The sequence below is a fragment of the Allobosea minatitlanensis genome, from assembly GCF_964020775.1.
In genome coordinates this window covers 4,562,032-4,582,802 of sequence record NZ_OZ224509.1, presented here as the reverse complement: position 1 = coordinate 4,582,802, position 20,771 = coordinate 4,562,032, and the positions used below count along the sequence as shown (strand labels likewise).

The window sequence follows — 20,771 nt, the reverse complement described above, 5'->3', positions numbered from 1 at the left end:
TCAGAGGCGGACCGGCGGCTTCCCTTCTTCCGCGAGGGGAGAAGGGAAGAGCCTCAGCTCCGGCACTCCGCCATCAGCTTGCGCATAAAGGCCTCGCCCGCCGCCAGTTGCTCCAGCGTGATGTACTCGTCCGGCTGATGCGCCTGGTCGATCGAGCCGGGGCCGCAGACCACGGTGGGCAGCCCGGCCTGCTGGAAATGCCCGGCCTCGGTGGCATAGGCGACCGCGATGGTGTGGTTGCGCCCCGAGAGGCGCATGGCGAGCCGCTCCGCCTCCGAGCCCGGCGCGGGCGCGAGCCCCGGAACGTCCGAGGTCATCTCCGTCTCGATCGCGGCATTCGGCGCGGTCGCGCGCATCCGCGCCAGCACCTTCTCCGCGCATGCGGCGAAGCGGGCCGGCCCGGCCTCCGGGTCGGAGCTCGGCAGCGTCCTGATCTCCCACAGGATCTCGGCGCGGTCGGCCAGGATGTTGCGGGCGATGCCGCCATGGAACGAGCCGATATGGATGGTGTCGTAGGGCGGGTCGAAACGCCCGCCGGTGTCCGGCCGCAGCCTGGCGTCCTCGGCCATCCGGTCGAGCTCGGCGGCGAGCAGCGCGCCGGCATGGACGGCGCTGGCGCCGAGCTGCGGCTTGGAGGAATGGGCGGCGAAGCCCTTGATCACGGTCTGGAAGGTGCGCACGCCCTTATGCGCGTCGCAGATGTCGAGCATGGTCGGCTCGCCGACGATGACGGCGCGCGGCCGCGGCAATGTCCTGCCCATCGCGGCGATGCCGTCGACCACGCCGAGGCAGGTCACCTCCTCGTCATAGGAGAGGAACAGGTGGATCGGCGTCCTGAGGTCGGCCGCCAGGAAATCCGGCACCAGCGCCAGCCCCAGCGCGAGGAACGCCTTCATGTCGACGGCGCCGCGGCCATGGGCACGCCCGTCCGCGACATGCAGCGTGAAGGGGTCGCGGCTCCAGGCCTGGCCCTCGACCGGGACGACGTTGGTATGGCCGGAGAGCACGATGCCGCCACGATCCTGCGGCCCGATGGTGGCGAAGAGCGCCGCCTTGTCGCCCGCGGCATTGGGGAAGCGCGTCGCGGCGACGCCCCAGCCGGCGAGATAGTCCTCGACGAAATCGATCAGCGGCAGATTGGATCTGTGGCTCACCGTGTCGAAGGCGACGAGGCGGGCGAGCATCTCGAGCGGCGTGTAGCGCTGCCCGGCGGACGGGGTGGCGGTCAATGCAGAACCTTCTTCACATAGGGGGAGTCGAGCGGGAAGAGCGGCACCGCGACGTCGAACATCGCGCCGTCCTCGCCGCGCATGGCGTAGGAGCCGCGCATCGCGCCGTCCGGCGTCGTCAGGGGGCAGCCGGAGCTGTAGCTGAAGCGCTCGCCCGGCCGCAGCACCGGCTGCTGGCCGACGACGCCGTCGCCGCGAACCTCGTGGACCGCGCCGCGCCCGTCGGTGATGAGCCAGTGGCGCGTCATCAGTTGCACGGTGCGGTCCGAGAGATTGGCGATCTCGATGGAATAGGCCCAGACATAGCGGCCCTGCGCCGGCGCGGATTCCGTTTCCAGGAATCGCGGCGCCACGGTTACGCGCACGCCATGCGTCTGCGCCTGGTACATCCTCGAGCCTCCGCCGCCCCGCCCCTTGATAGGGACCGGCCATGGCCAGCGTCAATGCCGTGCGCCATCATGCAGGCGTGGACAACATGGCGAAAACCGCGCATTCGGCTTGGCCGTCGCGCGCGGCTTCGCTAGCGGTGACCGATTAACCTCGCGGAACGAGCATGCTGCCCTTCAAGCCCGGCATCCAGCCCGACAGCACCATCCGCGCCTTCATCGAGCAGGGCGCGATCCGGCTCGGCCTTCCGCCTGCGGAAGGGCAGGTCCAGCCCGCCAGCCTCGATCTGCGCCTGGGCGCGCGCGCCTATCGCGTCCGCGCCAGCTTCCTGCCCGGCCCCGAGCGCACGGTGAGGAGCCGCATCGACGATCTCTCCCTGCACCAGATCGACCTGACGCAAGGCGCCGTGCTGGAGACCGGCTGCGTCTACATCGCCGAGCTGATGGAGGGGCTGAAGCTGCCGAAGGGCCTGCGCGCCGCGGCCAACCCCAAGAGCTCGACCGGCCGTCTCGACGTCTTCACCCGCGTCATCACCGACCGCGCCCGCGAGTTCGACCTGGTCGAGGAGGGCTATGAGGGGCCGCTCTTCATCGAGATCTCGCCGCGCACCTTCCCCGTGCTGGTCCGCTCGGGCTCGCGGCTCTCGCAGATCCGCTTCCGCGCGGGCGAGACGCGGCTCGACGATCGCGCGCTCGGCGAGGTCCATCTGCGCGAGACGCTGGTCAGCGCGGCCGAGCCCTCCTTCCAGGGTGGCGTCGCCGTCAGCGTCGATCTCTCGGGCTTCGACGGCCTGCTCGGCTATCGCGGCAAGCATCATACCGCGCTGATCGACGTCGACCGCGTCGGCGCCTACCGGGCCGCCGATTTCTGGGAGCCGATCCGGGACGACGGCTCGCGCAGCATGATCCTCGACCCCGGCCAGTTCTACATCCTCGCCTCCAAGGAGGCGGTGCATGTCCCGCCCGACTACGCCGCCGAGATGACGCCCTTCGACGCGCTCGTCGGCGAGTTCCGCGTCCATTATGCCGGTTTCTTCGACCCCGGCTTCGGCCACCGCGCCGCCGGCGGGCAGGGCGCCCGGGCGGTGCTGGAGGTGCGCTCCCGCGACGTGCCCTTCATCATCGAGGACGGCCAGATCGTCGGGCGCCTGGTCTACGAGGCCATGGCGGCGCGCCCGGACTCGCTCTACGGCGCCGGGCTGCGCTCCAACTACCAGGGCCAGGCGCTCAAGCTCTCGAAGCATTTCGCCGGCTGAGGTTCTTCGCTTCGCCCTGAGCGCAGCGCCGTTCCTGCGGTGGCCGCATGGGCCGCGTTCGCCCCGGCCGCTGGCGCAAGACGATAAAATGCGGAGAATGGCCCCGGGCTGCGCCTGGCGAGCCTCCCGCCGCCCTTTCCGTCGCCTTGCCCGGGACCGAATCCATGCCGAAGCTGAAGCCAGAAACCCGCGACAGGCTGCGCGGCGTCTCCGTCGCGACGGTCTGCACCGCCCTGTTCAAGCGCGGCTTCCGCAACCAGTTCATTCAGGATGTGCGCCCGCTGAACCCGCAGGCCGGCACCATGGTCGGCGAAGCCTTCACCCTGCGCTACATCCCGGCGCGCGAGGATCTCAACCCGCTCTCGGTGTTCCAGGACCGGGCCCATCCCCAGCGCAAGGCGGTCGAGGATTGCCCGCCCGGCGCGGTGATGGTGATCGACAGCCGCAAGGACCCGCGCGCCGCCTCGGCCGGCGGCATCCTGGTCTCGCGCCTGATGAAGCGGGGCGTCGCCGGCGTCGTCACCGATGGCGGCTTCCGCGACTCGCCCGAGATCGCGAAACTGCCCTTCCCGGCCTATCACAACCGGCCTTCCGCCCCGACCAACCTGACCCTGCACCAGGCGGTCGACATCAATGTCCCGATCGGCTGCGGCGACGTGCCGGTCTGGCCGGGCGACGTCGTGCTCGGCGATGGCGAGGGCGTCGTCGTCATCCCGGCCGGTCTCGCCGACGAGATCGCGGCGGAGGCGGTGGAGATGACGGCCTTCGAGGATTTCGTCACCGAGGAGGTGATGAAGGGCCGCTCGATCCTCGGGCTCTATCCCGCGACCGAGGAGCGGACCAAGGCCGATTTCGCCGCCTGGCGACAGGCCAACGGGCGCTGAGGCGGGATTTCGGCCTGCTTCAGTCCGGGCTGAACACCGACCAGCCCGTCGCCTCGGCGAGCCGCTCCAGCGCCAGCGTGCCGAGCAGCGAGTTGCCGTTGGCGTCGAGCCCGGGCGACCAGACCGCGATCGCGGCCTGGCCCGGCGCGATGGCGAGGATGCCGCCGCCGACGCCGGATTTCCCCGGCAGGCCGACGCGGAAGGCGAAGTCGCCCGAGGCGTCGTAATGGCCGCAGGTCAGCATCAGCGCGTTGATCCGCCGGGCGCGCTGGGCTGGGATCACCCGCGGCCCGCCGGGCTCGTAGAGCCCGCCATGCATCAGATAGCGCCCCGCCCTGGCGAGCTGGCGGCAGCTCATGGCGATGGCGCATTGATGGAAATAGACGCCGAGCGTCAGCTCCGGGGCGTGGCGGATGTTGCCGAAGGCCTTCATGTAGTTGGCGAGCGCGATGTTGCGGAAGCCGGTCGCCTGCTCGGCCCGCGCCACCGCCTCGTCGATGATGATGCCGTCGTCGTCGGCGAGATAGCGCATGAAGCGTAGCAATTCGCCGATGGCGACGCGCGGCTCGTGGCCGGCGAGGTTGATGTCGCAGACGACCAGCGCCCCGGCATTGATGAAGGGATTGCGCGGGATGCCCTGCTCGCGCTCGAGCTGGACGATCGAGTTGAATGGCGTGCCCGATGGCTCCCGCCCGACCCGGCGCCAGAGCGTGTCGCCGACCTTGCCGAGCGCCTGGGTCAGCGCGAAGACCTTCGAGATGCTCTGGATCGAGAAGGGCTCCTCGCTGGCGCCGGCGGCGTGGAGGCTGCCGTCGGCAGCGGCGACGCAGAGCCCGAACTGGCGCGGATCGATGCGGGAGAGCGGCGGGATATAGCTCGCCACCTCGCCGCGCTCGCCCGCCTCGGCCATCTCGGCGGCGATATCCTGCACGAGGCGCGCCAGATCCGCCACGCTATCCCTCCCACGCATCAGCAGGTCTCAGGCAAGCCCGATGCGCCCGCCGAGGTCAAGCGGGCAGGCCGTTGAGGCGATTGCGCCTCAGTGCAGCAGGCGCGCCCCGCTGGCGCCCTGCCCGTCGATGACGGCGCGCTGGCCTGCGATGACGCAGAGCGCCTTCCCGCGCGATTTCGCCTCGTAGAGCGCCGCATCGGCGGCGGCCATCACGGCGCTCAGGTCGCTGCCATGCTCCGGCGCCAGCGCGATGCCGACCGAGGCGCCGATATGCAGCCGGTGGCCGCTGTCGAGCTCGTAGGGCGCGGAGATTTCCTTGACCAGGCGCTCGCCGATCCTCTGGAGCTGCACCCGCTCGGTCTGCTCGGACAATACGACGAATTCGTCGCCGCCGATCCGGGCCGCGATGTCGGAGCTGCGCACCAGCGAGCGCAGCCGCTCCGCGACGAGCTGGAGCAGCGCGTCGCCGGCCGGATGGCCATAGGTGTCGTTCACGGCCTTGAAGCCGTCGAGGTCGAGATAGATCAGCGCGAGCCCCTGCGGCGCCTCGGCGCTGCCGAAGCGGGTCGAGAAGGCGCGCGTCAGCCCGGCCCGGTTCGACAGGCCGGTCAGCATGTCGTGCCGGGCATGGAAGGCGTTCTCGCGCTCGGCCCGCATGGTCGAGATCAGCATGGCGTTGAGCTTGTAGGCGGCGATCGTCATGCTGAGCAGGTAGAACGGGATCTGCATGAAGGTGATGAACATGATCGGCTCGTTGCCGAACGGGGCCGCGAAGCAGCACGGCCCCAGCGTCAGCGCGATCATCACGCCCGCCATGCGCGGCGCCCCAAAATTCCGGAAGCAGATGCCGCCGACCATGGCGGCCGCGGAGAGGCATGCCAGCGTCGCCGCGACCCAGTCGCCGCTGGTCAGGCTCAGGAAGGTGCCGGCGCCGATGCCCGCCGCCCAGGCGACGCCGAGCAGGAGATAGGCGTCGGTCCAGGTCGGCTCGCCGCGCGCCGCCTTCTTCTGGGCGCGCAGGAGCACGAGGAGCCGGATCAGGCAGCACAGCACCTCGAAGGCGCACCAGAGCTGGAACGGCAGGGTCGGGATGCGCCAGGCGATGAGGAAGGAGACGGCGAGCGAGTTGACGACGCCGCCGGCGAAGATCGGCAGGGTCCCGAACAGGCTGGCGACCAGCGCCGCCCGGATCTCGGCGGGAACGTCCGGACCTGCGTCGGCGAGCCAGCGCGTGATGCGCCAGCGCGGCAGAGTGTAACGCAGGGCTGCACCACTCATAGGCCGGTCGAGCTCCTCGTTGCGGGCAGGGCGTCGCATAGCCCGGGCGAAGCGCGGCTTAGGTCGAAGAGGTTACGATTCGGTGTGGCGGACCCCTTGGGCCTCGCGGATCCGGCCGGTCGCCGGCCGCGGCGTCAATTCGCCTCGCGATAGACCCAGACGCGCGCCGGCGGGATGTTGCGCAGCACCCAGTCGGAGACGAAGGCCTTCAGGCCCGAGCCCTTGCGCGGGATCGGCGAGATCACCGAATAGGTGAACTGGATGAAGGGCGCGCCCTCCACCAGCAGCGGGAAGGCCTCCTTCGCCAGTGCCGAGCGGGCCGGCGGCGGGCGGTTGAACAGGGGCAGGCTGGAGACCAGGGCGATGGCCTTCTCCGTGAGGTGGCCGGCCAGCGTCGTCGAGAGCGCGTAGGCATCGCCCTGGACCACCGTGGCGCGCGGGAAGCGCTCGCGCAGCAGCGCGCAGAATTCCGGGCTGTATTCCACCAGGATCAGCCGTTCCTCGGCGATGCCGCGCTCGATCAGGGCCTCGGTGACGGGGCCGGTTCCCGGGCCGATCTCGATGACCGGGCCGGGCTGCCCCGGGTCGACATAGGAGGCCATGCGCCGGGCCAGCGCCGGGCTCGACGGCGTCACCGAGCCGGTGCGCAGCGGATCGTCGATCCAGGATTTGATGAAGCGCGCCTCGTCGCCCAGCTTCGACTTGGCCTCGCTGACGCGGCTCCTGAGCTTCTCCGCCTTGTTGCGGACCTCGTCCTCGACCTTGTAGCGGACCGCCGCCACCTTGAGCTTCGCTTCGGCCACGCAGTCGACCAGATCCGCCGCGGTGACCCGGACCTCGCCCTCCAGCCGGCTGGCCACGCGCGATTGGCCGAGCCGGGCCGCGATCGAGCCCGCGCGCGGCGGGCGGTGTCGAGTCGTCGAAGACATGAAACCCCTTGTACGCTGCAAGACGGCTCGCTTTCCAGCGTCGCGGAAACCTGACTACCGGGCATATGGGGTCAAATCCGGCCGCGCGGCAAGCGTTTTTGCGGGGCGGAAAGCCGCTCAAATCAGCGGCCGCGGCGCCTTCGCGCTGTCGTAGATCGCGGCCATGCGGGCGGTGAGCCGCGGATTGAGCAGCGTCAGCCGGCCGCCGGCCATGGCGAAGAAACCCGCCTTGCGCAGCTTCGACCAGGTCTTGCTGGTATGGACCAGCGAGAGGCCGAGCGCGTCCGCGATCTGCTGCTGCGACAGCGGAAAGGCGAAGCTGCCCTCGCTCACCAGCCCGAGCGCGTCGGCGCGGCGATAGAGCGAGATGACCAGGGCGGCGATGCGCTCGCCGGCGTTGCGCTGGCCGACCGAGGTCAGGTTGTCGTCGACCATCGCCTCCTCGCGCGAGCCCAGCCAGGCGAGTTCGTAGGCGAGCTTCGGCATCCGCGCGAACAGGTCCCAGACCCGCTTGCGCGGAAACACGCACAGCTCGACATCGGTCAGCGCCTCGATGCCGTGCTCGGCGGCGGCGAGCAGGGAGGCCTGGAGGCCGACGAGGTCGCCGGGCAGCAGCACGTTGAGGATCTGGCGGCGCCCGTCGGGCAGGGATTTGTAGCGGAAGGCCCAGCCCGCATAGAGCGTGTAGAGCTCGGCATTCTCCTGGCCCGGATGGATGATGTCGCTGCCGGCAGCCAGGCTGCGATGGTCGGTCTTGAGCGCCTGGATGAAGCTCAGCTCGTCGTCGCTCTTGTCCTCGAAGGCCGGCTTCAGGCGCAACGGGCAGGCAAGGCAGGGAGGGCCCGGGCGTCCGGCCCTGGCGTTGAGATATGTCACGGAATTCGATTCCCCCGAGGCGGCGCATGGCTGCGCCGATGGCGGATCAACGCGCGGATGCGGCCCGGCGTTCCGTCCCGGCATCGCGGCGGCGCGATGGGAACCCCGGCCGGTCCGGCGGCGTTTCACTTGTCATCGCCGGCCCGACGGGCCGGCAGGCGTTGGGAGACGGAGATGCTGAACGACAGCCTTGCCCCCGCCAAGCGGGCCCTGATTTTCTTCGGCTGCATGGCCGCCCTGGTCGGCGGCCTCACCTTCGGGGCCGGTTGGCAGGTGCCGACCGACCGGAGCTCCGCTACGGTCGCCCAGTTGCGCGGCCGCGCGCCGGCGGGCGAGCCGGGCTATGCCGCCGCCGAGCGGAGCGAGCGCGGCGAGGCGGCCCCGCGTCGCGGCCTGCCGGCCGTGTCGAAGCAGGCCATGGCGGAAACCGGCCGGCCGGCCATCCTGCGCTGAGCGCCGGGAACCGCCCGGCCCCGCGCGCGTTGCTCGCATGGCGCTCCTCGCGCTGGACTTCGAGCCGCCTTCGGGCGGCTTGTTTTTTGGCGCGGCGCCGGAATCAGGGGAACATCATGTATCTGCGCGTCCGGCACGCGACCACCTATCGTTACCGCATGCCGGTCAGCTTCGGTCCCCATCGGCTGATGCTGCGCCCGCGCGACAGCTTCGACCTGCGGCTGGTGGCGACGGCGCTGGCGATCTCGCCGCCGGCGCTGCTGCGCTGGATGCACGACGCCTATGGCAACCCCGTCGCGGTCGCCGATTTCGTGAAGCCGGCCGATACGCTCGAGATCGTCAGCGAGCTGACGGTCGAGCGCTTCGGCTCGGCGCTGCCGCGCAGCCGGCTGGAGCCGGAAGCCGCCTTGACGGAGGCGGTCTACAGCGATGGCGAGCGCATCGTGCTGCAGCCTTATCTCGCCCTCGCGGCGGCCGACCCCGACGGCGTCCTCGAGGCCTGGCTCGCCGAATTCAGGAGCCGGCCCGGCGGCGGCTCCGGCCATCTCCTGCGCGACCTCGCCCATGCGATCCATGCCGGGCTGACCTATGCCCTGCGCTATGACGAAGGCACGCAGCACCCGGTCGACACCCTCCGCCTCGGCCGCGGCTCGTGCCGCGACTATGCCTGGCTGTTCATCGAGGCGGCGCGTCGCCTGGGCTTCGCGGCGCGCTTCGTCACCGGCTACCTCCAGGCCGGGGAAGCAGATGCGGCCGGGCTCGTCTCGCCCGTCGGGCTGACCCATGCCTGGGCCAACGTCTTCATTCCCGGCGACGGCTGGGTCGAGTTCGATCCGACCAATGATCTGGTGGCGGACCGGCAGCTCCTGCGCATCGCGGTCGCCCGGGTGCCGCAGGATGCCTCGCCCGTCGCCGGCAGCTTCACCGGGCCGCCCGGCTCCTTCCTGGACCTCTCCGTCGGCGTGCGGATCGAGCCCGTGGCTCGGCCGGACGGAGCGCCCGGCTGAGCCCACCGGTCGACAGGCGGCGGCCGTTCAGCCGTGATGCCTGACACGCCAGCGCCCGAGGCTGCGGCCTTCGGCCGGGCCGCTCTGCACCGCCTCGATCTGCGCGAGCAGGCCGGCGAAGAGGCGCGGCGGCTCCTGATGCGCGACCTCGCGATCGGCCTCGAGCGCGACCTCGATCGTGGCCTCGTCCAGATCGACCACGCTGAGCGTGATCCGGGCTCCCGGCGTGCTGCGCAGCACGCGCGAGGCGACATCCGCGACGAGGAAGCCGAGCGGGATGATGCGGTCGACCGACAGGGTGGCGGCCGTCTCGATGCGGCTCGAGATCCACTGATCGCGGCGCCGGATCAGGTTCGCGATCATCGACACCACGTCTTCCAGGAACAGGTCGACCCGCACCGGCTGCATCTCGCCATCCGCGAGGGTGAAGCGATAGGCCGCCGACAGCACATGAACACGGCATTCCGCATCCGCCAGCGCGGTCCGGGCCTCGTCCTGGTAGTCGCGCTTGCTGAGGCCGATATAGCTCTGCACCACCTGGAGGCTGTTCTTCACCCGGTGGTGGAGTTCCCGCACCAGGAAGCGGTTGTCGTCGAGCGCGGTCTGGAGGCGGCGTTGGCGCACCTCCTGCTCGTCGACCATGGCGTTGAAGGCCTCGGCGACGCTGCGGATGTCGCTGGGCATGTCGTCGGCCATGGCGGCCCGCGCTCGCTTGCTGGAGGAGCGCGAGCGGGCCGCGGTCTCGATGCTCCGCAGCCAGCGCACGCAATGCCGGTCGATGGCGCGCAGATAGACGAGGCAGAGCAGGCTCAGCGTGGCGAGCGGCGCGAGGAGGAACACTGCGAGCTGGATGAGGGCGTCGCGCTCATGCGGGTCGTTGAAGGTGGCGATCACGTAGAAGCCGGGCTCGGCGATCGTCCGGGCCGCATAGGTGCGCTCGGTCCCCTCGCGGTCGGCGGCATGCCAGCGGTCGAGCTCTGCGGGAGGGCGGGATTCGCGCGGCAGCCACGCCTCCGGCGGGGTGTCGCCGCGATTGGCGACGATCCCGCCATCCGGCGCGACGAGGGCGATGTCCATGCCCTTGCTGCCCCTGCCGAGGTCGAGCACGCTCTCCAGCACCGCCGGCGCGACCAGCAGCAGCGCTTCCTGCATGTCCTGGCCCGTCGCGGCGGGGTTCTGGGCATGGACTGCGAGGTAGCGGCGATCGCCGATCGAGGCCTGGCCGTACCGCGCCGCGCCGAGATCGACGCCCTTCCAGGGGGCGACGGGCGGGGAGGCGCGCATGCTCGCCGCCGTCCGCTCGAGCACCTGCGCGTCGATGCCGGGGTCGAGAGCGGCGCTGCACAGCCTGCCATCGGCGCTGCGGACCAGGACGGCCGAGAAGCCGCGCGCCCGGTCGAGCATCTTGAGGCCCGCCTGGCCGCAGAGCTCGGGAGGCAGGGCCGCTTCGGAAACCGTGGCGCCGAAGGAGAGCAGCGAACGCAGGGCGCCACGATACCAGACGCGCATGCGCACGGCGAAATCGTCGGTGGTCTGGACTTGCGAGGCCTCGATATCGCCCATGATGGTGCGATAGGCGGTGGCTGCGGTCAGCACGGTCACGCAGCCGATCGGAAGCTCAATCGCGATCAGGAGCGCCAGGAGGCGCCCCCGCACCGTACGGAACCGCGCGAGACGCATTCAGAACCCGACAGTTTCGGAACGCGCCCTTTGAATCGCGGCTGTACTGGTCCGGTCCGGACCGAGATCGTCGACGCCGCCGATCGAGAGAAGTTCGGCCAGCTTCGTCCGCGCCCGGTTGACGCGGCTCTTGATGGTGCCGATCGCGACCCCGCAGATGTCCGCGGCCTCCTCATAGGAGAGCCCCGTGGCGCCGACCATGATCAGCACCTCGCGCTGTTCCTCCGGCAGCTTCGCCAGCGCCTTGCGGAAATCCGCGAGGTCGAGATGGCTCTCCTGGTTGCCCTGGGTCGCCATGCGCTCGGCATAGGTGCCTTCGCTGTCCTGCACCTCGCGGCCGCGCTTGCGGTAGAGCGAGTAATAGGTGTTGCGCAGGATGGTGAAGAGCCAGGCGCGCAGGCTCGTCCCGGGTTCGAACTTGTCGGAATTGCCCCAGGCCTTGAGCAGCGTGTCCTGCACCAGATCGTCGGCGAGCTGGATCGAGCCCGACAGCGACGCCGCGAAAGCGCGCAGATTGGGAATCTCCCGGATCAGCCCGTCCTTGAAATCATTTGAGATCATCGGGCGACGCTCCGGCTGCCCTCTGTTCCGTCGCTTCGAGCTGCGCCAGCAGCACGAGAAACTTGTCGGGAACGGGGGCGTTGACGATGTCGTCGTAATGCGCCTTCAGCGAACGACCGATGGATTCCTGTACTTTCGGGTCGAGGACCATGTCGAAATCGTCGTTGTCGCCTCCGGGATCAGCCATCGCAGCTTCCAAATTGGTCATCTCAGCCCTCGCGCCAGGATCTCGCCCGCTTTTTCATCAGGTCCCCCGATCCAGAATTCCATTATGGCCGAGCCGATCCCGAATGGCGATGGCGGCACCGATACGCCCTTCGAACCGGCAACAGGCGAAAAGGTTCCGCCCGGCCGCAAAAATAAATCGCTTGTCAGTGGAAATGCCTAAGCCATTATTCACGCGCAATAAAAAGGACAAGTTGATGTCGATTGCCAAGGAAATTGCGCCCCATCTTCCCTATCTGCGCCGCTTCGCGCGCGCTCAGCGGCACGCAGGCGAGCGGCGACGCGCATGTCGTCGCGATGCTCGAGGCGCTGGTCGCGGATCCTTCCGGCTTCCCGCGCGACCTCGATCCCCGCATCGGCCTCTACCGCACCTTCCTCCAGCTCTGGTCTTCGGCCGGGGTCGATGCGAGGGAGCCGGTGGTGGAGCTCGGGCGTTCGCCCGCCGAGCGCAATCTCGAGGCGCTGACGCCGCGCCCGCGCCAGGCCTTCCTGCTGCGCACGGTCGAGGGCTTCGCGATCGACGAGGTCGCCGCGATCATGCAGGTCTCGTCCGCCGAGGCCTCGGACCTGGTCCAGACCGCCGGGCAGGAGATCGCCGAGCAGGTCGCGACCGACGTCCTGATCATCGAGGACGAGCCGATCATCGCGCTCGACATCGAGACGATGGTCGAGGAGCTCGGCCACAGCGTCACCGGCGTCGCCAGGACGCAGCGCGAGGCGATCGCCCTCGTCGCCAAGAAGCGCCCGGGCCTCGTTCTGGCCGACATCCAGCTCGCCGACGGCAGCTCCGGCCTCGACGCGGTCAACGAGATCCTGACCTCGATCGACGTGCCCGTGATCTTCATCACCGCCTATCCCGAGCGGCTGCTGACGGGGGACAGGCCCGAGCCTGCCTTCCTCATCACCAAGCCGTTCCAGCCCGAGGCGGTGAAGGCCGCGATCAGCCAGGCGTTGTTCTTCGACCGTCGGGCTGGCCGGAAGGCGGCATAAGCCGCCGGACATCACGACCGGGCTCGCGCGCCGTGCGGGTCCCCCTTTTTGCGAAGGCCGCGGAACAAGCCTCGCGCTCGGGCGTTCGCGGCTTCATGTCGGGTTGGCGTGCAGTTGGGGAGGGTGTGGACCATGGCGACGACGTTCATGGCTACGGCAGCAGGTGCCGTTTCGGTGGCGGCGGCGTTGTATTCGGGGCTCGTACAACCCGGAGCGTTCACCGGCGAGTTTCTGTCGCTGGTGCTTGCGGTTCTGACGAGCGTAGCGGTGGGAAGCGCTTCGGCCCTGGATGGCTGAGTCGGCGCAAAGGTCTCCATGCCCCGGTAGCCCTGCTCGGCTGCATGGCGTTCCTCGTGCTCGGCGCGCCCGCTTCCGGGCAGGCCCCGGCCCGGACCGAGCCTGCCCTGTCCCGGCAGCTTCCGCCGAGACGGCCGGCCGAACTCGGCCCCCCGGCCGCCGCGAAGCCCGCCCAGCCGCCCGCCGAATCCGGAGACAGGCCAGCGCAGCCGGCTCCGGCCGGCTCGCCGCCCCCCGCTGCCGAGGCGGGTGAGGCCTCGTGCCTCGCCTCGCTGGCGGCGATCCCGGGCAACAACGTCGAGGCTGCCGATCCGAAGCTCGCGCAAGGCGACCCCGCCTGCCGTGTCAGCGAGCCCGTCGTGGTGAAGGCCCTGGCTCTCCGCGCGTCCGAGAAGCAGCAGAGCGTCGCCTTCGAACCGCCCGTGACGGTCAGTTGCGCGCTGGCGAAAGTGGTGGCGGACTGGGTCCGCGACAGCGTCCAGCCGCTGGTGCGCGGCCATTTCGAGAACGACCTCACGGCGCTGCGCGTCGGCGGCGGGCATGAGTGCCGGCGCCGCAACCATGCATCGGAGGGTCCCGTCAGCGAACACGCCACCGGAAGGGCGCTCGATATCTTCGCGTTTCGCGTGGGCGATGGAAAAGCGGCGGTGCAGGTCGTGGTGGAGAAGCCGCAGGGGCTGGTGCAGAACAGCTTCCTGACGGCGATCCGGCAATCGGCCTGCGGGGCCTTCACGACGGCGCTGGGGCCGGGTTCCGACGCGGCCCACGCCAATCATCTGCATGTCGACATTCAGGAGCGGCGCTCGCGCGCCACGCATTTCTGCCAGTGAGGAAGGGTCGCCGCCGTGTCAGGAGGCCAGGCCGAACCGGCGCGGTTCCGCCGGCTCGGGCGCGCCGACCAGCGTCAGCGCCGCACGCCGCGCCGCCATCACCTGCAGGGCGGCCTCATGCGTGAGCCCGGCCGCGATCAGCGCTTCGAGTTCCCAGAAGGGCGGCACGGGAACCGCTTCCTCCTCATCGGTCGAGGCTGCGATTGTTGGGGTTTTCCCCCGAAGGCGACTCACGGACATCGATATTCCCGTGCCAAGATGATCCTGCAACGCAAGAAGGTCTCGCAGGGTTCCACTACCCCGGAACTGTGGGCATCCTGAGGCGTTTCGTCCGGTCACCTCGCGGGAGCGATCAAGATGAGCATTCGGCATTCCCGGTCGTGCCTGGGCGCAGCGGCCCTGGCGGCCTGCCTTTCGGCCGCGCCGGCACGGGCTCAGTCCGAGCCTCCGACCGGGCGGCTGTCCTGCGCGGTCGGGGCGGGGCTGGGCGCCGTCATCAAGTCGCAGAAGCCGCTCGACTGCCGCTTCAGGCCGCGGCGCGGTCCGACGCAGCATTATACCGGCGTCATCCGCCAATATGGGCTCGACCTCGGTTCGATCCGCGGCACGACGATGACCTGGCATGTCTACGGCCCTTACGCGCGTGCGCCGCTCGGCGCGCTGGATGGCCATTATACGGCGTCCGCTCCGCCCGCGGCCGGCACCGGCGGCACGCGGCTGGTCGGCGGCAAGGGCGGCAAGGTCGTCCTGCAGCCGCGGGTGGTGCAGACCCCGCGCGGCTTCAATGTCGCCGTCGGCGTCTCGCAGTTCGAGCTGACGCTCAGGCCGCCGGGGCGCCGCCGCTGAAGCGGGGCCGCTTACGCTTTGCTAACCTTGTCCCCGCAGAATTGAATCAAATGGGACGCAATCTGGCCTGAATGCCCTTAAGGCCAGGAACATCGGCACCCCTGCTACGTTGGGGGTGACAGGTTGCAGTGAGTGAGAAAGCCGTTCGATGGCTGACATCCGCGTTCTGATTGTCGAAGACGACCCGTTCATCGCCATGGACCTCGAAACGGCGGTGGCGGATCAGCTTGGCGACGAGGCCGAGCTGATCGTCGTCGAATCCGTCGCCAAGGCCCGGCAGGCGGCGTCCGGGCGGCTCTCCTGCGCCCTGCTCGACATCGACGTCGTCGACGGCAAGACCTTCGAGGTCGCGGATACGCTGCAGAGGATCGGCATCCCCTTCGTCTTCGTCTCCGGATCCGCGCCCCAGGAGGTGCCGAAGCCGCTGCGGCAGGTCCGGTTCCTGCGCAAGCCGTTCTCGACGCGCGAGATCGCGGCCTTCGTCATGGCTGCGATCGGCGGCCTGCCGTCCGAGAGCATCGCCTGAGATTTTGGACTTCGCCCGTCCCGAGGCGGCGCCCCTCCCTCAGGCCTGGCTGCGCTTCGGTACGACGATCGTGACGCAGGTCCCGGGGCGCTCGCTGCCCGGCGCGAGCGGCCGCGCGGTCATCGTCGCCCCCATGCTGCGGAGCAGGCTCGTGATCACGGTCTGGCCCAGACCCTTGTTCTGGACGTCCGCCGGCATGCCGATGCCGTCATCCTCGATCGCGAGCGACAGGGCCGGTTCGCCGTCCTGCTCGACGCGCGCCAGGCGGACCGTGATCCGCCCGGCCATCCCGTCCGGGAAGGCATGCTTGATGGCGTTGGTGACGAGCTCGTTGACGATGACGACATAGGAGACCGCGTCGCGGCCGGGCAGCCGGATCGAGTCCAGGTCGAGGGCGATCGAGATGGGGCGCCCTTCCGCCGATTTGCCGATCTCGGCGAGCAGGTCCTCCATATAGGGACGCGCCTCGATCGCGTCGGTCTCGATGTCGAGGCGCAGCCGCCGCTGCCCGGCGGCGATCGCCTGGATGCGCGATTGCGCCTGCGCCAGCGCCGCCTTGACCGCGGGCTCGCGCGCCTGCCGGCTCTGCACGTTGAGCAGGGCGGAGACCATGGCGAGGTTGTTGCCGACGCGGTGGTTGACGTCGCGCAGCAGCGCCTCGATGCGCAGGCGCTCGCCTTCGAGCTCGCGGGTGCGCTCGCCGACGATCTGCTCCAGCTCGGCATTGCTGAGCGCCAGCTCGGTGCTGCGGCGCTGGCGCCGGCGCAGCACCTGCCAGGCCGTGAAGGCGAGGCCGGCGAGGGCGACGACGATGCCACTACTGGCCCAGACGCGCCGCCGCTCCTCATGGCGCTGGAGCGCGTGGAGCTGAACGTTCTCCGCCTGCTGGATGTCGCCGACGATCCCGCGCAGCCTGTCCGTGGTGGCGATATCGGGGCCTTCGCGCAGGGCGGCGAGGGCCTCGTCGCGCCGGCCCTTGCGCACGAGATCGACCGAGCGGTCGAGCTCGGACAGCCTGCGGAGCGTGGTCTCGCGCAAGGCGAGGGCGCGGCCCTTCTGCACCGGATCGGCATCGACCAGCCCGGCGAGCGCGTCGAGCTCGGGCCCGGCCTCGGCGCGGCCTTCGGCGAAGGTGGCGAGATAGGCGTCCCGGCCGGTGAGCAGATAGCCGAGCTGGCCGGTTTCGGCGTCGCTGACGCGCCCCAGGAAGCGCTCCGCCCGTTCGCGGATCTCGATGGCGTGCGAAACCCGGTCGGCGGTCCGCCGGGCCTGCAGGTTGATCCAGGTCGCCAGCACCACGGCGACGGCGACGACGGCGATGGCGGATATGGTCGCGGTCGCCGAGCGCAGGCGCGCGGCCAGGCGGGGAAATGCGGGGGGTGACAAGCGGTCGCGGAGCCTCGCCGGAGGGGACATGCCTATCCTGCTAAAGGACACATGTCCGATTCCCTATGTAAAAAGACGGGTCGCGTAAACCCCGGGGCCGGGAGGCGGATTCAAGCCTCGCCCTCGTCCGTCCCGGTGAAGAGCTGCCGGCCGAGGATGGTTCCGAGCACGCCGATCCCCGCCAGCGCGGCGACGCGCCAGCCGGTTCGCGAACTCAGCATCCGGGCGGCCAGCGGGGCCGCGGCCAGCGCGGCCGTCGCCGCGACGGGGCGGGGCTGGCGCGGCCGGTTCCTGACGAAGAGCCCGACGCAGAAGGCGACCAGCGCGGCCAGGACGAGGCCCCCGGCCACCCACAGGCTCGCCGCCACCGCGCCGTAGCGCTCGGTCAGGAGCGTGTGCGCCGCATCAAGCGCATAGCCGCCGGCGCAGAGCAGGAGCAGCGCGGCGAAGGCGAACAGGCCGATCACCGTCGCATTGCGCCTGACCGTTCCGGAGATCTCCGAGGCGATGAAGGATCCAAGCCCCCCGAACATTGGCTAGCGCGCCGAAAGATAGCCGACGAACAGGCCGACCGCCGCCGCCAGGCCCAGGGCGCGCAGCGGCCGCTCGCGGATCTCGTCCTCGATCAGCTTCTGCAGCTCGCCGGCCTGCTCCTTGGCGACGTCGACCACCCGGTCGGTGTCGACGCCGACCGCGCGCAGGCGGTCGCCGACCGTCGCGGCGATGTCCTCGGCGCTGCGGGACAGGGTTTCCTCCAGGGCGCTCGCCTGCCGCTTGGCGCGGGCTCCGGCGCGGCGCGCCTGCGTCGCGACCTCCTCGGCGCCGGCCTCGATCTCGCTCCCGGCGCGCTTGGCGGCCGCGGCCGCCTGACGTTTCGAAGGTGCCGTGCTTGCCATGTCGATCGTTTCCCTGTCGCTCGATTCCGCGCCGCCGATGGTGGCCGGACGGTCCACTCGCTGCAAGAGGCTCGCTGGCGCGAGCCTCTCTTACCGCGCCAACGCGGGGACCCCCGCTTCTGTTCCGCTGCGGCCCCGGCGCCTCAATGCGCCTCGTCCCAGTTCCCCGCCGCGCGCGCCTCGACGACGAGCGGCACGCGGAGCTGGACCGAGGGGTGCGGCGCCTCGACCATCACCTTCTCGATCACCGGCAAGGTGTTCTCGACCTCGGCCTCGGGAACCTCGAAGACCAGCTCGTCATGGACCTGCAGCAGCATCCGCGCATTGAGCCGCTCGGCCGCCAGCGCGGCGTCCATCCGGATCATGGCGCGGCGGATGATGTCGGCGGCCGAGCCCTGGATCGGCGCGTTGATCGCCTGGCGCTCGACGAAGGCGCGCTCCGACGGGTTCTTCGAGGAAACCGCCGGGAAATGGCAGACGCGCCCGAAGATCGTGGTGACCTGGCCATGGGCGCGGACATGGGTCTTGGTCTGGTCCATATAGTCGCGGATGCCGGGGAAGCGCTCGAAATATTTGCGGATATAGGCGCTCGCCTCCTCGCGGCCGATGCCGAGCTGGTTGGCGAGGCCGAAGGCCGAGATGCCGTAGATGATGCCGAAATTGATCGCCTTGGCCCGGCGGCGCACCTCGCTCGGCATGCCCGCGACGGGGACGCCGAACATCTCGGAGGCCGTCATCGCATGGATGTCGATGCCGTCGGCGAAGGCCTGCCGGAGCTGCGGGATCTCGGCCATATGGGCGAGGATACGCAGCTCGATCTGGCTGTAGTCGGCCGAGACCAGCTTGAAGCCCTTTTCCGGCACGAAGGCCGTCCTGATCTTGCGGCCGGCCTCGGTGCGGATCGGGATGTTCTGCAGGTTCGGCTCGGAGGAGGAGAGCCGGCCCGTCGTCGTCGCCGCCAGCGCGAAGGAGGTGTGGACCCGGTTGGTCTGCGGGTTCACATGGTTGGGCAGCGTGTCGGTATAGGTCGATTTGAGCTTGGCGAGCTGGCGCCAGTCGAGGATCTTCGCCGGCAGCGCGTGGCCCTGTTCGGCCAGATCCTCCAGCACGCCCGCCCCCGTCGCCCACTGGCCGGTCGCCGTCTTCTTGGCGCCCTCCAGCCCCATCTTGCCGAACAGGATGTCGCCGAGCTGCTTGGGGCTGCCGATCGTGAACCTCTCGCCGGCGAGTTCATAGATCTCGTCCTCCAGCCGCGCCAGGCCCTGGGCGAAATCGCCGGAGAGGCGCGACAGGATCTGCCGGTCGATGGCGATGCCGCGCGTCTCCATCGCGGCGAGCACGGCGATCATCGGCCGTTCCAGCACCTCGTAGACGGCGGTCTTCCGCTCGGCGGCGAGGCGCGGCTTCAGCGCCAGCCAGAGCCGGAGCGTGATGTCGGCGTCCTCGGCGGCGTAGTCGGTCGCCTTGTCGAGCGGCACCTTGTCGAAGGTGACCTGCGCCTTGCCGGTGCCGGCGACCTGCGCATAGGGGATGGTCTCGTGGCCGAGATGCAGTTGCGCGAGCCTGTCCATGCCATGGCTGTTGCTGCCGGCATCGAGCGCGTAGGAGATCAGCATCGTGTCCTCGACCCCGGCGAGGGCGAGGCCGTGGCGCTGCAGCACCAGCAGGTCGTATTTCAGGTTCTGGCCGATCTTGAGCACGCCGGGATCGGCGAGCAGCGGCTTCAGCGCGGCGACGGCCTGCGCCAGCGGGATCTGGTCCGGCAGCAGCCCCTCGTCGAAGAGCCCGCCGTCTCCGGCGCGATGCTGGAGCGGGATGTAGCAGGCCCGGCCCGGCGCGACGGCGAGCGAGATGCCGACGAGATCGGCCTGCAGCGCGTCGAGCGAGTTCGTCTCGGTGTCGAGCGCGACGCGGCCGGCCTCATAGGCCCAGCCGATCCAGCGTTCGAGGTCCGCGAGGCTGCGCACGCATTCGTAGCCGGAGCGGTCGATCTTGCCGGCGACGGCCTCGTTCTTGCGGGCGGCGGCGAGATCGGCCGGCCTCATCCAGTCCGCTTCCCCGCCCATCGCCTCGGACAGCGTGGTGGTGGGCGCGAGCGCGGCCGGCGTCGTGTCGGAGACCGCGTCCTCGATGATGTCGGCGCCGGCATAGAGCGCCTTCAGTTCGGCTGCGCGCGGCCCGCCCGGCGCCAGCGCGGGGTCGGCCTCCACCGCTCCGACATCGGCCTCATAGGCCTCGGCGACGCGCCTCGTGATGGTGGTGAACTCCATCGCCTTGAGGAAGGCGATGAGCTTGCCCGGATCGGGCTGGTCCAGCGTCAGGTTCTCCAGCGGCGTCTCGACCTTCACGTCGTCGACCAGGGTGACGAGCTTGTGCGAGATGCGGACCTTCTCGACCACCTCGGGATTGGTCAGGGTCTCGCGGCGCTTGGGCTGCTTGATCTCGCCCGCCCGCGCCAGCAGGGTTTCGAGATCGCCATATTCGCCGATGAGCTGGGCGGCGGTCTTGATGCCGATGCCGGGCGCGCCCGGCACGTTGTCGGTGGCGTCGCCGGCGAGCGCCTGGACATGGGTGACCTTGTCGGGCGTCACGCCGAAATACTCGACCACTTCCGGCTCGCCGATGCGGCGTTCGGCGCGGAAGCCGGCCCCCTTCTTCTGGTCGCCGGAGGCGGGGTCGTACATCGCGACGCCCGGGCGCACGAGCTGCATCAGGTCCTTGTCGGCCGAGACGATCAGCACGTCGGCGCCGGCCTCCCGCGCCTGCCTGGCATAGGTCGCGATCAGGTCGTCGGCCTCGTAGACGTCCTGCTCGACGGGGATCAGCCCGAAGGCCCGCACCGCCTCGCGCATCAGCGGAAATTGCGGGATGAGATCGGCCGGCGGGTCGGAACGGTTGCCCTTATAGGCCGGGTAGATCGCCTTGCGGAACGAGTTCTCCGACTTGTCGAAGACGATGGCGAGATGCGTCGGCCTGACGCCGAGCACGCCCTCGCGCACGAACTGGAAGAGCTTGGTCGCGAACAGCCTGACCGCGCCGGAGGGCAAGCCGTCCGAGCGGGCATTGTACTTTCGGTCCTGGTTGATCGACTGGAAATAGGCCCGGAAGATGAAGTTCGAGCCGTCGACCAGGAAGAGGTGGTCGCCGGGCTTCAGGGCGGGGGCGGGGGTGGCTTTGTCGCTCATGGCGCGGACCATAAGCGGGCGCGCGCGGCCGGTCCATTGCGCCGGGCCGGCGATTCGCAGCAAGCTCACCAAAACACGTCAGGAGCGAAGCGCCGTGAA

General features: G+C 70.0%; 22 protein-coding genes and 1 pseudogene. 9 read left to right on the top strand and 14 right to left on the bottom strand.

Translation table 11 applies throughout. From position 1 onward, the window contains the following. Positions 1 to 53: 53 nt before the first annotated feature. Together argE and apaG are read right to left on the bottom strand one after the other, a co-directional pair. Positions 54 to 1,229 (bottom strand): acetylornithine deacetylase, encoded by a 1,176-nt coding sequence (gene argE, locus ACWH43_RS22470; protein ID WP_448153640.1) that lies wholly within the window; start codon positions 1,227 to 1,229, stop codon positions 54 to 56. Continuing rightward, positions 1,226 to 1,618: a Co2+/Mg2+ efflux protein ApaG gene (gene apaG / locus ACWH43_RS22465; protein ID WP_158445959.1), complete on the bottom strand. Its 393-nt coding sequence runs from the start codon at positions 1,616 to 1,618 to the stop codon at positions 1,226 to 1,228. The genes argE and apaG overlap by 4 nt, the downstream gene beginning before the upstream one ends. A 164-nt stretch (positions 1,619 to 1,782) precedes the next feature. On the opposite strand from apaG, the gene ACWH43_RS22460 reads away from it, so the two are divergent. Both ACWH43_RS22460 and ACWH43_RS22455 read left to right on the top strand, forming a co-directional pair. Continuing rightward, entirely contained in the window at positions 1,783 to 2,871 is a 1,089-nt protein-coding gene (locus ACWH43_RS22460; RefSeq protein ID WP_158445960.1) for a 2'-deoxycytidine 5'-triphosphate deaminase, read from the top strand. A gap of 164 nt (positions 2,872 to 3,035) precedes the next feature. Next, positions 3,036 to 3,755: a ribonuclease activity regulator RraA gene (locus ACWH43_RS22455; protein ID WP_158445961.1), complete on the top strand. Its 720-nt coding sequence runs from the start codon at positions 3,036 to 3,038 to the stop codon at positions 3,753 to 3,755. Between the two features lie 19 nt (positions 3,756 to 3,774). Here the strand turns inward: ACWH43_RS22455 and ACWH43_RS22450 are convergent, their stop codons facing one another. The 4 genes from ACWH43_RS22450 to ACWH43_RS22435 all read right to left on the bottom strand — a co-directional run bounded on the left by ACWH43_RS22450 (position 3,775) and on the right by ACWH43_RS22435 (position 7,790). Continuing rightward, positions 3,775 to 4,725, bottom strand: coding sequence for a glutaminase (locus tag ACWH43_RS22450; RefSeq protein ID WP_158445962.1), 951 nt, complete (start codon positions 4,723 to 4,725; stop codon positions 3,775 to 3,777). Between the two features lie 69 nt (positions 4,726 to 4,794). After that, entirely contained in the window at positions 4,795 to 5,985 is a 1,191-nt protein-coding gene (locus ACWH43_RS22445) for a GGDEF domain-containing protein (RefSeq protein WP_158445963.1), read from the bottom strand. Positions 5,986 to 6,119: 134 nt separating this feature from the next. Continuing rightward, positions 6,120 to 6,914: a class I SAM-dependent methyltransferase gene (locus ACWH43_RS22440; protein ID WP_158445964.1), complete on the bottom strand. Its 795-nt coding sequence runs from the start codon at positions 6,912 to 6,914 to the stop codon at positions 6,120 to 6,122. Positions 6,915 to 7,031: 117 nt separating this feature from the next. Further along, positions 7,032 to 7,790 (bottom strand): Crp/Fnr family transcriptional regulator, encoded by a 759-nt coding sequence (locus ACWH43_RS22435; RefSeq protein WP_260349229.1) that lies wholly within the window; start codon positions 7,788 to 7,790, stop codon positions 7,032 to 7,034. A gap of 174 nt (positions 7,791 to 7,964) precedes the next feature. On the opposite strand from ACWH43_RS22435, the gene ACWH43_RS22430 reads away from it, so the two are divergent. Further along, complete coding sequence (locus ACWH43_RS22430) at positions 7,965 to 8,243, top strand: hypothetical protein (protein ID WP_158445966.1); 279 nt, start codon at positions 7,965 to 7,967, stop codon at positions 8,241 to 8,243. A 116-nt stretch (positions 8,244 to 8,359) separates the two neighbouring features. Continuing rightward, the gene (locus ACWH43_RS22425) at positions 8,360 to 9,250 is read left to right on the top strand and encodes a transglutaminase family protein (RefSeq protein ID WP_448153638.1); all 891 of its coding nucleotides are present in this window, start codon (positions 8,360 to 8,362) and stop codon (positions 9,248 to 9,250) included. A 27-nt stretch (positions 9,251 to 9,277) separates the two neighbouring features. On the opposite strand, the gene ACWH43_RS22420 is transcribed toward ACWH43_RS22425, so the two are convergent. Genes ACWH43_RS22420 through ACWH43_RS22410 form a run of 3 tightly spaced genes read right to left on the bottom strand, consistent with a single transcriptional unit; the run spans position 9,278 to position 11,699 of the window. Continuing rightward, positions 9,278 to 10,906, bottom strand: a complete 1,629-nt coding sequence (locus tag ACWH43_RS22420) for a sensor histidine kinase (RefSeq protein WP_260349232.1) — start codon at positions 10,904 to 10,906, stop codon at positions 9,278 to 9,280. A 24-nt stretch (positions 10,907 to 10,930) separates the two neighbouring features. After that, positions 10,931 to 11,491 carry a sigma-70 family RNA polymerase sigma factor gene (locus ACWH43_RS22415; RefSeq protein WP_158445968.1) on the bottom strand — a complete coding sequence of 187 codons (561 nt, stop codon included), beginning with the start codon at positions 11,489 to 11,491 and terminating at the stop codon, positions 10,931 to 10,933. Next, positions 11,478 to 11,699, bottom strand: a complete 222-nt coding sequence (locus ACWH43_RS22410; protein WP_158445969.1) for a NepR family anti-sigma factor — start codon at positions 11,697 to 11,699, stop codon at positions 11,478 to 11,480. The genes ACWH43_RS22415 and ACWH43_RS22410 overlap by 14 nt, the downstream gene beginning before the upstream one ends. Before the next feature lie 214 nt (positions 11,700 to 11,913). Between ACWH43_RS22410 and ACWH43_RS22405 the strand changes: the two are divergent. The 3 genes and pseudogenes from ACWH43_RS22405 (at position 11,914) to ACWH43_RS22395 (ending at position 13,833) form a co-directional block, all read left to right on the top strand. Further along, positions 11,914 to 12,706: pseudogene (locus tag ACWH43_RS22405) on the top strand (response regulator). Between the two features lie 132 nt (positions 12,707 to 12,838). Beyond that, on the top strand, positions 12,839 to 13,003 hold the full coding sequence (locus ACWH43_RS22400; RefSeq protein ID WP_260349234.1) for a hypothetical protein: 165 nt from the start codon (positions 12,839 to 12,841) through the stop codon (positions 13,001 to 13,003). Between the two features lie 56 nt (positions 13,004 to 13,059). Next, positions 13,060 to 13,833, top strand: a complete 774-nt coding sequence (locus ACWH43_RS22395) for an extensin-like domain-containing protein (RefSeq protein ID WP_260349235.1) — start codon at positions 13,060 to 13,062, stop codon at positions 13,831 to 13,833. Positions 13,834 to 13,851: 18 nt separating this feature from the next. Here the strand turns inward: ACWH43_RS22395 and ACWH43_RS22390 are convergent, their stop codons facing one another. Then, positions 13,852 to 14,001, bottom strand: coding sequence for a hypothetical protein (locus ACWH43_RS22390; protein WP_260349236.1), 150 nt, complete (start codon positions 13,999 to 14,001; stop codon positions 13,852 to 13,854). Between the two features lie 189 nt (positions 14,002 to 14,190). On the opposite strand from ACWH43_RS22390, the gene ACWH43_RS22385 reads away from it, so the two are divergent. Together ACWH43_RS22385 and ACWH43_RS22380 are read left to right on the top strand one after the other, a co-directional pair. Beyond that, complete coding sequence (locus tag ACWH43_RS22385) at positions 14,191 to 14,679, top strand: DUF992 domain-containing protein (RefSeq protein ID WP_158446520.1); 489 nt, start codon at positions 14,191 to 14,193, stop codon at positions 14,677 to 14,679. Between the two features lie 148 nt (positions 14,680 to 14,827). Next, the gene (locus ACWH43_RS22380; protein ID WP_158446521.1) at positions 14,828 to 15,205 is read left to right on the top strand and encodes a response regulator; all 378 of its coding nucleotides are present in this window, start codon (positions 14,828 to 14,830) and stop codon (positions 15,203 to 15,205) included. A gap of 39 nt (positions 15,206 to 15,244) precedes the next feature. Here the strand turns inward: ACWH43_RS22380 and ACWH43_RS22375 are convergent, their stop codons facing one another. The 4 genes from ACWH43_RS22375 to polA form a co-directional block, all read right to left on the bottom strand. Beyond that, complete coding sequence (locus ACWH43_RS22375) at positions 15,245 to 16,591, bottom strand: sensor histidine kinase (protein ID WP_260349237.1); 1,347 nt, start codon at positions 16,589 to 16,591, stop codon at positions 15,245 to 15,247. Positions 16,592 to 16,701: 110 nt separating this feature from the next. Then, a complete protein-coding gene (locus ACWH43_RS22370) occupies positions 16,702 to 17,124 on the bottom strand; it encodes a hypothetical protein (RefSeq protein ID WP_158446523.1) in 423 nt (140 codons plus the stop codon). Between the two features lie 3 nt (positions 17,125 to 17,127). Then, positions 17,128 to 17,487 carry a DUF883 C-terminal domain-containing protein gene (locus tag ACWH43_RS22365; RefSeq protein ID WP_158446524.1) on the bottom strand — a complete coding sequence of 120 codons (360 nt, stop codon included), beginning with the start codon at positions 17,485 to 17,487 and terminating at the stop codon, positions 17,128 to 17,130. A gap of 143 nt (positions 17,488 to 17,630) precedes the next feature. Beyond that, on the bottom strand, positions 17,631 to 20,672 hold the full coding sequence (gene polA / locus ACWH43_RS22360; RefSeq protein ID WP_158446525.1) for a DNA polymerase I: 3,042 nt from the start codon (positions 20,670 to 20,672) through the stop codon (positions 17,631 to 17,633). Positions 20,673 to 20,771 lie beyond the last annotated feature (99 nt).